Annotated in this window: 7 protein-coding genes; 6 read left to right on the top strand and 1 reads right to left on the bottom strand. The window is 41.7% G+C overall.

Features of this window, described 5'->3' with window-relative positions:
• The first annotated feature begins 146 nt into the window (after positions 1-146).
• The 3 genes from ACE01T_RS08395 (at position 147) to ACE01T_RS08405 (ending at position 7,887) form a co-directional block, all read left to right on the top strand.
• A complete protein-coding gene (locus ACE01T_RS08395; RefSeq protein WP_300046743.1) occupies positions 147-2,876 on the top strand; it encodes an autotransporter assembly complex protein TamA in 2,730 nt (909 codons plus the stop codon).
• Positions 2,877-2,914: 38 nt separating this feature from the next.
• Positions 2,915-7,429 (top strand): translocation/assembly module TamB domain-containing protein, encoded by a 4,515-nt coding sequence (locus ACE01T_RS08400; RefSeq protein ID WP_300046745.1) that lies wholly within the window; start codon positions 2,915-2,917, stop codon positions 7,427-7,429.
• A 257-nt stretch (positions 7,430-7,686) separates the two neighbouring features.
• A complete protein-coding gene (locus ACE01T_RS08405) occupies positions 7,687-7,887 on the top strand; it encodes a hypothetical protein (protein ID WP_180176102.1) in 201 nt (66 codons plus the stop codon).
• A 265-nt stretch (positions 7,888-8,152) separates the two neighbouring features.
• On the opposite strand, the gene ACE01T_RS08410 is transcribed toward ACE01T_RS08405, so the two are convergent.
• Positions 8,153-8,362: a cold-shock protein gene (locus ACE01T_RS08410; RefSeq protein ID WP_086175076.1), complete on the bottom strand. Its 210-nt coding sequence runs from the start codon at positions 8,360-8,362 to the stop codon at positions 8,153-8,155.
• Positions 8,363-8,806: 444 nt separating this feature from the next.
• On the opposite strand from ACE01T_RS08410, the gene ACE01T_RS08415 reads away from it, so the two are divergent.
• The 3 genes from ACE01T_RS08415 (at position 8,807) to ACE01T_RS08425 (ending at position 12,519) form a co-directional block, all read left to right on the top strand.
• Positions 8,807-9,166 carry a hypothetical protein gene (locus tag ACE01T_RS08415; protein ID WP_180176101.1) on the top strand — a complete coding sequence of 120 codons (360 nt, stop codon included), beginning with the start codon at positions 8,807-8,809 and terminating at the stop codon, positions 9,164-9,166.
• 144 nt (positions 9,167-9,310) lie between these two features.
• Positions 9,311-9,583: a hypothetical protein gene (locus ACE01T_RS08420; protein WP_180176154.1), complete on the top strand. Its 273-nt coding sequence runs from the start codon at positions 9,311-9,313 to the stop codon at positions 9,581-9,583.
• A 296-nt stretch (positions 9,584-9,879) separates the two neighbouring features.
• Positions 9,880-12,519 (top strand): bifunctional aconitate hydratase 2/2-methylisocitrate dehydratase, encoded by a 2,640-nt coding sequence (locus tag ACE01T_RS08425; RefSeq protein WP_180176100.1) that lies wholly within the window; start codon positions 9,880-9,882, stop codon positions 12,517-12,519.
• The last annotated feature ends 286 nt before the right edge of the window (positions 12,520-12,805 follow it).

The raw sequence follows: 12,805 nt of genomic DNA on the forward strand, positions 1-12,805 counted from the left end.
AATGTGAGCATTTGGTAAAACACTATAAAAATCATGTATGATGTTTTTAACCTATACTTTAGTGAAAATTCCAATAGATTTGAGTTTGTTAGCGAGCTTTCATTGGGCATTTCCATTACAAATATTATATGAGTTTAGAGTTTTTTATGCTTTCGAAACTGAATTTTAAAAAGACGACGCTTACTTTAAGCGTCAATTCCATTTTACAGTGGAACAATGAGCATAAACGATTCGGACTCAGTATTTTACTCATGTTACTGGCTCAACACGGTTTTGCACAAGTGACTCAGCCAAATAGCATCATCACTGAAGCAGAATTTCAGCAACAACTCAAAAATGAAGCTATTCAGCAGCAGGGTGTGGGCAGCCGTGCAGAACTGGAAAAACCAGAGAACATTCAGCAAACCCCGACTGAACCTGATAGCCTGCAAATGCTGGAGCAGCAAGAACAGACCACCCAGCCTCTGGAAGAATTCAAGCCGATTGAATTTGAGGATCTGGAAGAACTGCCGATAACCCCTGTCAATGCAGAAATGGCAAATGAAATTTTTCGGGTTGCTGAAGAGGCGAAACGAGAAGCCCAGCAATATCGTGCCGGTCAGGGCACAGAGGTAGCTGTTTCTGATGCCACACAACAAGAGTTGGTTGAAATTAATCAGGCACCAGTAAATATCGATCAGTTGATGTCGAATATTGAGGCAGACAGCCAGATTGTGGTTGAAGCCAATGCAGCCGGTAAAACTTTACCTGAACTGGCCCCCACTGATGAAATTGAAGAACCGAATTTCTTTAAACGCTGGTTATATAAAATACGCCCGCCGCGTCAATTGAATACTGCCAAGCTGGATCGTATCAGTGCCGATGTGATTATTGTCCCTACACCAAATAGTAGCGACGTTTCAGCCAAAGCTTATGCACAGGCTATGGAAAATCTGAAAGAAAATATCAGAGCTAAACTTTCCAGTTTTACCCGGGAATCTTTTAGTGATTTCCCTTCAGCATTGCCGCAGCTGAGGACATTGTCAAATCAGGCTGCACAAGCCGTCGGCTTTTATAATGCCGAATTTAAATTCGAGAAACTCAGTGAAAGTCGTGTTCGGGTCAGAGTAACGACAAATGCACCGGTACAGATTAAAGCACAGAATATTGAATTTAGCGGTGCAGGAGAAAATCAGCCCCAGTTCCAGGTGATCCGGCTTTTGCCCGATCAGGATGTAGGGGACATTTTCAATCATGGTCTATATGAAGAAACCAAAAACCGTATTAGCGATGCCGCAACCAATAATGGTTACTTTGACAGCTATTGGCGCCTGCATGATGTAAAAGTAGCCCAGCCACAAAATACTGTCGATGTGAACCTGCGCTATGAAACGGGCGAACGCTACAAGTTAGGCCCAGTCGAATTCCGCATGAGTGATCCGTCACAGCCATTTCCAATTGATATGGATGTTCTGCAAAGCATGGTTTCCTGGGAGGATGGTGCCGATTATACTTTCTGGCGTGTCAATGGTTTAGCCAATAACCTCACCAACTCGCGTTATTTTAATTACACTCTGGTGGATGCAATACATCCAGATCCAGTTGAGAAAGCGCTGGAACTGCCGCCCGATATTCAGGCTTTGGTCGATCAGCAAAAAATATCTGAAAGTGAGGCTAGCGTTCAGGATAAAAAACGGGTCGCTTCCGCTAAAGAAGTCACCCAATCTGTAGCCGATGAAACCCAGTTTGCGGGTCAAGAGGAAACTGAAGGGGATGAAAATCTTCGTCAGATGCGTGCACAGCAGGAAACCAAACAATCTGAAGAAGATCGTTTAAAAGTTCAGGCACGTGAAGAGAAGAAAGTTCCAGTGATCGTGACTTTAAATACTGATCGTTTAAATAGTGCAGAACTGGGGGCAGGTTATGGTTCCGATACAGGAGCACGATTACGTGCTCAGTACCGCCGTGCCATCGTCAACCGCCGTGGACATTCTTTTGATGCCAACATGGAAGTGTCGCAAATTCGCCAGTCTATCGACGGACGTTATAATATTCCCTATCACGATCCTATCAATGACTACATCAGTATCGTTGGCGGTTATGAACGTGAAGAACGTGATGACGTGGCACAGGGGAATAGCCTGAAGATTGAATCTGCTGTGGCTGGTGCTGACAGAATTATTAAAAGACCGCGTGGTAGCTGGCAACATACTTTTGGTCTCCGTTATCGTTTGGACCAGATTACCCAACAGGGAACCATTAATACCAATGAAATTCCTGATGCATTTATTGCCAATGCCAATGACCAGCAGCAATCTTTATTGTTGGGTTATGAGGCATCACTTGCGACCAGCGATAAACGGGTCAATCCGGGTAAAGGCTTTAAGCAGACCTATAAGGTCGAACTTGGCAGTGAGTCATTATTGTCTGATGCTGATATGGCTATTCTCAATGCAGGTTGGCGTTTTATTTATTCATTGGGTGAAAATGATAGTCACCAGTTTGTCGGGCGTGGCGATTTGGGTTATATCCTGACCCAGGATTTTAGCAAGGTGCCTTATAACCTGCGTTACTTTACTGGTGGTGACCAGACAGTACGTGGTTTTGACTATAAAAGTCTATCGCCGGAAGAAAATGGATTTAAAATCGGTGGTCAGGCTCTGGCTGTGGGATCATTTGAATATAACTATCAATTTAAAGAAGGTTGGCGTGCAGCCATTTTTAGCGATGTCGGCAATGCTTATGATAAAGATTTCAATACGCCTACTGCATACAGTGTGGGCTTGGGGCTGCGTTGGGCATCGCCAATTGGCCCTATTCGTATAGATGTTGCTTCAGGTATTTCTGATGACAATCATCCAATACGTCTGCATTTCTTTATTGGTTCACAATTATAAATACTGGTTTTTATAAATCTTAGTTTTTAGAGAGTATTATGGCTGAAGTAGAACAGCAACCGGAAACGGAAACACCTAGACCGAAAAAGCGTCGTATTTTAAGGAGTGTGCTATTCACATTACTTATCGTGTTTGTGTTGCTGATTGCTTCTTTCGCCGTGATGTTTAGTACCGATAAAGGCAGCAAGTTTTTACTGGACCGTGTTTTAGAGCGTCAGCAAATTATTCATTATGAATATGAAGGCGGTAATCTGCTCAGCGGTATTATCCTAAAAAATATTTTGGTCACGCTCAAACCTGTAGACGTTAAAATTGACCGAGCAGATGTCACTCTGGGCTGGCGTGCCATTCTTAAAAAAGAAATTCATCTGAATCGTGCCGATGTACGTAATCTGCAAATTATCACCAAACATCCACCGAGTGATAAACCCTTTAAATTTAATGAAATCCGTTTGCCCTTTGTTTTGCGTTTAGATATGGCAGATGTCGATCATCTGCTGATTAAGACTGCTTCGGCAAGTGTCAAGTTTCACGATATTCACCTGAATGACGCGCTTTGGTCAGGTACTGAATTGCAGTTTGAAGATTCCCGGATGGATATGGGTTACCTTTCGGTGAAAAATGCCACGGGCAACATGAAGTTTGAAGGGAAATACCCTTTACATGCTGTGGGTGATCTGAACATACCTGCACTGCATAAAAATCTAAATATTCATGATATTAAAGTAGTTGCAACTGGGTCTTTAGATACGATTCAGGCCGGTGTAGCGACCAATACCCCAGACCTGTTAACCGGTTGGGTGGTACTGCATCCGGTACGCAAACATGTGCCGATGTTTGGCGAGTTAAATTTAAAAAAATATCATTGGCCATTGCTGAAGGAACAAGAATTATATACCAAAAATGGCGTGGCTAAATTTAATGGTGATATTCAGCGTTTAAATATCGATGCCATTACAGATTTAAGCGGTAAAAATATTCCGCAAGGTCAATATAACGGCAGTATGCATACCGACTTGGTGCATCAGCTCGACATTAGCAATTTAAATGGTCAGTTGATGAGTGGTGCGGTGAATGTTGCAGGCGTGGTGAGCTGGAAAAATCATGTCACCTGGGACATGAATGGCCGTGTCGATAAAATTAATCCCAAAGACAAACTGATTCCGCAAATCATTCAGGACTTTTTGCCGCCAAGTCTGGATGCAAAAATTGCATCTAAAGGCCGTTTGCAAGATGGTCTGCATTTAACCGCATTGGTGGATTTTGACCGTTATGAAACATGGAACTTAAAGCTCGATCAGGCGGAGCAGAAAGGCAAAAAACCAAACCCGATGCTGCTCAATGTGGCCTGGCAAAATATTGATCGTGCCGTGCCTTACGTGGGCTGGTTAAGCAGTAAATCGGGCGATGTAAAATTAGCGCTGGTTGAAGGCAAGCAGGATATTCATGTCGCCACTACAGTGACCAAAAATGATAAGGGCAGGTTGCCTGAAGGCTTGTATACTGCCCAGCTCAATTTCAAAAATAATGACTTGAATATCCCGAGTTTTAGTTATGTAGCAGGTAAAGGTAGTTTAAGCGGTAGTGCCAAAGTAGATTTGCCGACCAAAAAACGTCAATTGAAATGGAATGCCATTCTCAATGCCAAAGATTTTAATCCACAAACTGTTGCGGTGGCTGCACCGGTGAATCTGCTCAATGGACAGGTAAAAGCCAATGGTTTTGCCAAACCGAATCAGCAGATTATTCATTTGAATGCGATTAATTTAACCGGTCGCCTGGCGCAGCAAAATAACAACGAAACTGTACGCTTAACTGGTCGTAGCACCATCGCCCTTTTATTTAATACCCAAAAAGCGGGTGGTGCATTTAAAAGTTTTGCTGTCAATTATGATGGCGCACTCAATGCCAGTCAAATTCCGGCCAGCGAAGGCATGCTCAAGTTCAAGATCTCCGGTACACCTGAACTGGTTAAAGTCGATGAACTGAAACATTCAGGTATTGCCGGAAAAATTTATGCCAGTGGTCTGGTCTATCTTAAAAATGGTTTGGGCTGGAATATCAATGCCTCTTTAGTACGTTTTAAACCGCATTATTTTGTCTCATCTGTGCGCGGTGAATTGTCCGGTAACGTGAAAACTGAAGGGGTTTGGTCGGACAACTTAAAACGTATTAATATCCAGAAACTGAATATAGCCGGTATCATCAACAATAAACCTGTTCGCGGAACAGGAAATCTAGCGATGGTGATTAATTCAAATCAAAAAGGCTTCCTGCCACAACAGTTTGAAGCGAACAACTTGTATCTTTCTTATGCCAAAAACCAGCTTCAGGCCACAGGCAATGCACAGAATCTAAGGCTGAAAATCAATGCGCCGGCCTTGTATGAAATATACAGTGGACTTCGTGGCCGTGCTTATGGCTATTTAAATGTGCAATCACAACCACGCCTGCAAGCGACGGCCAATCTGGCGGTAGATGATTTCGGTTTTAACCAGTTATTCAGTGTTAAAAAATTACGTGTACAAGGCGAGCTGCCGACTTCTGAGTCGGCTCCGACCTTGATGACTGCAAAAATGGAAAACTTGCGTAGTGGTAAGCGTGAGATTCAGCAGGGTGAAATTTCACTGGCCGGAACGCGTAAGGCCCATATCCTGAAAGTACAAGCACAAAACAGACTGTCTAAATTTTATGTGCAATTGGCTGGTGGTTTTAATGCACAGAATGACTGGTTGGGACAAATCCAGAAAGGTGATTTTGACTCCTTGCGCGCACGTTTGGTACAACGTCAAAATGCCTCAGTGATTTACAGTTCTGCCAAAAGCGAATTGTTTGTCGGTGCACATTGCTGGTCGAGTCAACAAAGCCAGTTGTGTTTTGACCAACCGATTCGGGTCAGCAAAACCAGAGGTAATGTTTCATTTATTACCCGTAATGTCGATTTAAATGACTTTGCTGCTTTTATGCCAGAAGGTCTGGAAATTACCGGTAAGGTCAATGGTTATACCAAAGCCACTTGGGCACAAGGCAGCAAGCCAAAAATTGATGCCAGACTGGTGACACGCAGTGGTGTGATCGGGCTCGCCGCTGAAGATCCACAAGATATGGGTTCTACACTAAATTATAATGAAATTGCAGTGGTGGCAAAAAGTGTAGCGACGGGGCTACAGGTTCGTTTAGATGTTAAAACCCCTGAAATTGGTACCGGTTATGTCAATGTCATTATCGACCCTTATAAAGACAGGATGCCGATGCGCGGTGAGATCGCCTTCGATCAGGTACAACTGAAAGTCTTTAAACCGTTTATGCGAGATGTCCGTTCCCTGGCGGGCAACTTGTCTTTTGCTGGAAAAATTAGCGGTACTTTAACGCAGCCTTTGCTGAATGGTGAAATGCGCCTGAAAGATGGTGCGATCAGCATGATTTCCTTGCCGGTGAATTTAACCAATATTCAGGTCTATTCTTCCATTCGCCAGGATCACGCTACCATTAACGGTGCATTTAATAGTGGTCAAGGTGCAGGTGCATTGACTGGTAGTGTAAATTGGAAAGATGATCCCCGCATTCAGTTGCATTTAAAAGGTGAAAACCTGCTTATACGTCAGGCGCCGTTAATTACCGCCGTGGTTACGCCGGATTTGTCTTTAGATGTGCTGCCATTTAAGAAGAAATTAAGCTTAAACGGTAAGGTGGATGTACCACGTGCCTTAATTTCGATGCCTGAAGCTTCAGCACCGGTAATCAATGTATCTTCAGATGTACGAATCGTGCGTGAAGGACAAGACCAGCTTGCAATATTAAGGGCAGCCCGTCCTTGGGATATTCGTGCCGATGTCATGGTTAATTTAGGTAATCAGGTAATTTTCCAGGGCTTTGATAGTCGTATTCCACTGGCCGGCCGTTTGTATCTTTCACAACGTGGACTTGAAACCGCCATGCGTGCTAATGGTGCAATTGGGGTCAGTCAACGGGTAAAAATTGAAGCCTATGGACAAAGTCTGGATTTGAATCGTTCGATTGCACGTTTTAACGGTCCTTTATATAACCCGACCCTGGATATCGATGCCAATAAGACTGTACAGGGTAGTCTGGTTGGGGTGCGTGTAACAGGTACAGCCACCAGTCCGAATATTCAGGTCTATAACGATGCCGGATTGTCTGAACAAGAAGCCTTAAATGCCATCATTACCGGCCGTATTAATGAGGGGGCTAGTGGTATTAGTCAGGAAGCGGGCTTTAAGTCCGATGTCAATAATACCATTGCGGCTGCCGGAATCAGTATGGGCTTAGGCGGTACACGCGCTCTCACCAACCAGATTGGACGTACTTTTGGTCTGAGTGGTCTGGCGTTGGATGCACAGGGAACGGGAGACGATACTCAGGTCAGTGTGACAGGTTATATTACACCGGATCTGTTCATCCGTTATGGTGTAGGGGTGTTTACACCGGTGAATAAATTGACCTTGCGTTATCAAATGAATAAACGCTTGTATCTGGAAGCGAGCCAATCGCTAGAACGTGCGATCGACGTGTTCTATAACTGGCGCTTCTAATGGCTTGAGAAAATAAATTCTCAAGTATTTGTTATATTCAAAATTTTATCAACATCGGTCTGCATTGTTTTTAGCAGTGTAGACCATATATAGCTTGTTGCATCATTTCGGACTTAAAGACAAGTGTTGCATTTGTGGTTTTAGCCACAACAAAATATCTCATCATCAGTTACACAAATAAGGATAGTTCACTATTGAATAACACTGTCGAATGTTTGAGCATGATATTTGATTGATCAAACAAGTGATGGATTGTCATGATAGATGAAGAAAAACCTTTAGATTTTGACGATGATAATGAGCCTCAAGATTTCGAAGATGAAGAATTTATCGACGATAAGAGAGAGGAAGAGATGTACAACACGATTACTAAAGATGGCTCAAGTGTTGACCCTGCAGATGATGGAACTCGTCATATTCGACCTGAAGATGGGGATCCGATAGAAGTTGAAGAGTAAAGAATAGCCCAATTCAATATTGGGCTATTTATTTTCTGTGAGGTGGTGGACATGAATGAAACAATATTTCCAATCCCCCGATTCTGACCTCAGCAATGTCACTCGCAACGTGCATCATTGAAACTAAAATTAATGAACTGGTAGATCAACTACTCAATAAAACACCCTAATTTAGCGCATCAGTGTTTTAAAATCCAAAAAAAGCGAGAGTTAAACTCTCGCTTTTTTTAAATCATACTTGCAGTCGGCAAGCGCGATTTAAAAATTATAGTGCTACGATGTTTACAGCATTCGGGCCTTTTTGACCTTGAGCGATGCTGAATTCAACTTGTTGGCCTTCAGCCAAAGTTTTGAAGCCATTACCAGTGATTTCGCTGAAATGAGCGAAAACGTCAGGGCCATTTTCTTGTTGAATAAAACCAAAACCTTTAGTTTCGTTAAACCACTTAACAGTACCTTTTACAGTATTAGACATAATAAAATCCTTAAAAATGTTTTTAGCTTATTGAAAAGCCAGATAATTTAACTTGAAAATAAGAATGGAACTTTAAATCTGAAAAACGAAGGATTATGACTAAAACTGCGAAATACAAGAAGATTTACCAGAGCAAACTATTTTTCTAGTTGGCTTTAAGCATACAGTTATGTATGAAATTATGCAAATGAATAGCTACCTATTGCTGCATTTTATAGCTTAAATTTGTAACTTAATAATTATATTTAATTAAATTAATAACTTAAAGATCAGTTAAAAATAAAAAAATCAATTCAAAGTCTTTTTTAAAACCATGAACTTAAAATAGAGCTTATTTTTATGTACTTGATTTTAGTTTGCTCATGATTTTTGGGGATATCTTGTTTTGATGATTTCGTATTTTCATGAACTTTGATTATGATAGGGGGCAATAGGAGAACATTGATGAAAAAGTTATTCACTTTGATGGCATTGGTTGCCTTGGTGGGCTGTGCTGAAAAGAAGCCGCTAACACCTGAAGAGCAGTGGAAAGGCTATTGTACGAGTATGGGTAATGCGGCAAACAATATTATGTATGATCGTCAAAATACCATTACCAAAGAGGCCGCTATAGAACACGCCAACAAGATTGAAGATGAAATCACCAAAACCTTTATTCTGGATATTATTGAACAGGTCTATGCATTTCCTATAGATGAAATTAGTAAAGATCCAGAAGCCAGCCGTAATCAATTTAAGCAGAAAATAACTGAAAAATGTATCGCTACGCCGCATGATAAAATGCCGAATTACAAACCGTTCTAATGAACGGTTTTTTATTGGGTGACTTAAAATAGCCTGAGTATATTGATCAGCATAAATTGTGACATTTGCTTCATTAAAAATATGGAAAAACTTATCTTGTTATTGAATAATGAAATCAAGAATTATAATGACTGGAGTAGAAATATGGATGTGATTGGCTACTTACATCATGAAGATTTGCTCTTGGAAGATGAGCACGGTGTAGCAATTATTGGTGGTGCAAATTATGTCCTGAGTGTGGGAGATAAAGTGTTTCTGCGCAGAAAATTGGCAGATCAGCATTATCCTCGTTATTTAGTTGATATTTCATTCGCCAGTAATCAACATCAAGGCCTGTTTGAAGATGAATGTGCAGTTAAATTTACCGGGAATCGTACAGAATTAGCTCAATATTTAACAGCTACCACTGTCCACTAAGGTTGAATATTTTTATAGAAGCAAAACAGGCAACATGGAGTTGTCTTTTTTGTGTTGAATGTTCCATTAAAAGTAACTTTTTTCATCATCAAAAAGCTTTAAAAGTGAAGGATTTGCTTATTGTGTAATCGATATGGGCATTATTTAGCTATAAAATAATGGGCATCACAAAGAAACACTGTAGTTGCATTAACTTTTAACTGGAATTTTAGTAAAATTTAGCAGTCCATATTATTTGCGAAGCTTTGCATAAGCTGGAATTCGTAAATAATTTTTTAAAAAAGAGGAATAACACTGTGCTAGAAGCTTACCGCCAACACGTTGCAGAACGTGCCGCACTCGGAGTCCCACCGAAGCCACTTGACGATGCTCAAACAGCTGACTTGGTTGAACTATTAAAAAATCCACCAGCTGGAGAAGAAGCATTTTTAGTTGACTTGCTTGAAAACCGTGTTCCAGCAGGTGTTGACCAAGCTGCTTATGTTAAAGCTGCTTTCTTGGCTGCTGTGGCAAAAGGTGAAGCGACTTCGCCATTAGTTTCTAAAGAACGTGCGGTTTACTTACTGGGTACTATGCTTGGTGGTTATAACGTTGCGCCTTTAGTTGAACTTTTAGACAATGCAGAATTATCAGGTTTAGCTGCTGATGCATTGAAAAAAACTCTTCTTGTATTTGATGCATTCCATGACGTAGCTGACAAAGCGAAAGCGGGCAATGCAAATGCACAAGCTGTTATGCAGTCTTGGGCTGATGCTGAATGGTTCACTAGCCGTAAAGACGTTCCAGAAGAAATTAAACTCACTGTATTCAAAGTTACTGGTGAAACTAATACTGATGACTTGTCTCCAGCTCAAGATGCTTGGAGCCGTCCGGACATCCCATTACATGCAAATGCGATGTTGAAAAACGAACGTGATGGCATCAATCCTGAAAAACCAGGTGAAGTTGGTCCATTAAACCAAATTAAAGAACTTGTTGCGAAAGGCAACCAAGTTGCTTACGTCGGCGACGTAGTTGGTACAGGTTCTTCTCGTAAATCTGCAACTAACTCTGTTCTTTGGTTCTTTGGTGACGAAATTGCTCACATCCCGAACAAAAAAGACGGTGGTTACTGCTTAGGTGGTAAAATTGCTCCGATCTTCTTCAACACAATGGAAGATGCTGGTGCGTTACCAGTCGAGATCGACGTTACCAACATGAACATGGGCGACGAGATCACACTTAAAATCGACCATGCTGCTGCTAAAGTAACTGCATTCAAAGATGGCGCTCAAATTGCCGAGTCTGAACTCAAAACTCCAGTGTTGTTAGATGAAGTACGTGCTGGTGGCCGTATCAACCTGATCATTGGTCGTGGTTTGACTGGTAAAGCGCGTGAAGCTTTAGGTCTTGCACCTTCAACTTTATTCCGTACTCCAGTTCAACCTGAGAATACTGGTAAAGGTTTCACTCAAGCTCAAAAAATGGTAGGTCGCGCTTGTGGTCTTCCAGAAGGTCAAGGTGTTCGTCCAGGTACTTACTGCGAACCTAAGATGACAACTGTTGGTTCTCAAGATACAACTGGTCCTATGACTCGTGACGAATTGAAAGACTTGGCTTGCCTAGGCTTCTCTGCTGACCTAGTAATGCAATCTTTCTGTCACACAGCTGCGTATCCAAAACCAGTTGACGTACAAATGCAACACACGCTTCCTGATTTCATCATGAACCGTGGTGGTGTTTCATTACGTCCAGGTGACGGTATTATTCACTCTTGGTTAAACCGTATGCTTCTTCCAGATACTGTTGGTACTGGTGGTGACTCACATACTCGTTTCCCAATCGGTATTTCATTCCCAGCAGGTTCTGGTCTTGTAGCGTTCGCTGCAGCGACTGGTGTTATGCCACTAGACATGCCTGAATCTGTTCTTGTGAAATTCAAAGGTAAAATGCAGCCTGGTATCACTCTACGTGACCTTGTACATGCGATTCCTTACCGTGCGATCCAAGAAGGCGATCTTACTGTTGAGAAAAAAGGTAAGAAAAACATTTTCTCTGGTCGTATCCTAGAAATCGACCTGACTGAAATGGAAACTGAATTAACAGTAGAACAAGCATTCGAACTTTCTGATGCTTCTGCTGAACGTTCTGCTGCTGGTTGTTCAATTACGCTTTCTGAAGAGAAAGTTGCTGAATACCTCCGTTCTAACATCACTATGTTGAAATGGATGATTTCTCAAGGTTATGGCGATGCGCGTACTATGGCTCGTCGTGTTGAGAACATGGAAAAATGGTTGGCGAATCCATCACTTCTTAAAGCTGATGCTGACGCTGAATACACTAAAGTGTATGAAATCGACCTAGCTACAATCACTGAACCTGTTCTTTGCTGCCCGAATGATCCAGATGACGCGAAACTTCTTTCTGACGTTCAAGGCGTTAAGATTGATGAGGTATTCGTTGGTTCATGTATGACGAATATCGGTCACTTCCGTGCTGCGGGTAAATTACTTGATAAAGTACCTGGTGGCGTATTGTCTACTCGTTTATGGTTGGCTCCGCCAACTCGTATGGACGAGCACCAATTGATGGAAGAAGGTTTCTATAACATTTATGGTAAAGCTGGCGCTCGTACTGAAATGCCAGGCTGTTCATTATGTATGGGTAACCAGGCACGTGTAGCTCCGAACACAACTTGTGTATCGACTTCTACTCGTAACTTCCCGAACCGTTTAGGTCAAGGCGCTAACGTTTACTTAGCTTCTGCTGAACTTGCATCTGTTGCTGCTGTACTTGGTAAATTACCAACTCCAGAAGAATACCAACAATATGCAGCTCAAATTGACAGCATGTCGGCTGATATCTATCAATACTTGAACTTCGACAAGATGGGCGAGTATACAGATGCTGCTAAAGACATCGATACTAAGAAAATTGCTGCTGCTCAATTGTCTTAATTGATTAAGTAGTTGAGAATAAGGGCTGATTTATCAGCCCTTATTTTTTGGAGTAATGACAAATATAGAGAGTTGGTATTCTGGGCTTTTTAAAAGCCTCAATGAATTTATACAAACGTCTGATCTTTGCTGAAAAGTAATATTTCCAAGCACTCTAATAGAACAATGACTTTAAATATTCTAGGACTTACGCATTGACAGATTCAAAAAAGTATTAAAATGCTTTATAAAGTATCTGTGATCAGACGAATTAAACATGCTTCTACAGCAACTTGTACATTACCCA

The organism is Acinetobacter uliginosus (genome assembly GCF_044130295.1).
GTDB lineage: Bacteria > Pseudomonadota > Gammaproteobacteria > Pseudomonadales > Moraxellaceae > Acinetobacter.

Bases quoted from the DNA above. Each gene is read 5' to 3' on its own strand.
- ACE01T_RS08395 (WP_300046743.1), top strand. From the start codon at position 147: ATGCTTTCGAAACTGAATTTTAAAAAGACGACGCTTACTTTAAGCGTC.
- ACE01T_RS08400 (WP_300046745.1), top strand. From the start codon at position 2,915: ATGGCTGAAGTAGAACAGCAACCGGAAACGGAAACACCTAGACCGAAA.
- ACE01T_RS08405 (WP_180176102.1), top strand. From the start codon at position 7,687: ATGATAGATGAAGAAAAACCTTTAGATTTTGACGATGATAATGAGCCT.
- ACE01T_RS08410 (WP_086175076.1), bottom strand. From the start codon at position 8,362: ATGTCTAATACTGTAAAAGGTACTGTTAAGTGGTTTAACGAAACTAAA.
- ACE01T_RS08415 (WP_180176101.1), top strand. From the start codon at position 8,807: ATGAAAAAGTTATTCACTTTGATGGCATTGGTTGCCTTGGTGGGCTGT.
- ACE01T_RS08420 (WP_180176154.1), top strand. From the start codon at position 9,311: ATGGATGTGATTGGCTACTTACATCATGAAGATTTGCTCTTGGAAGAT.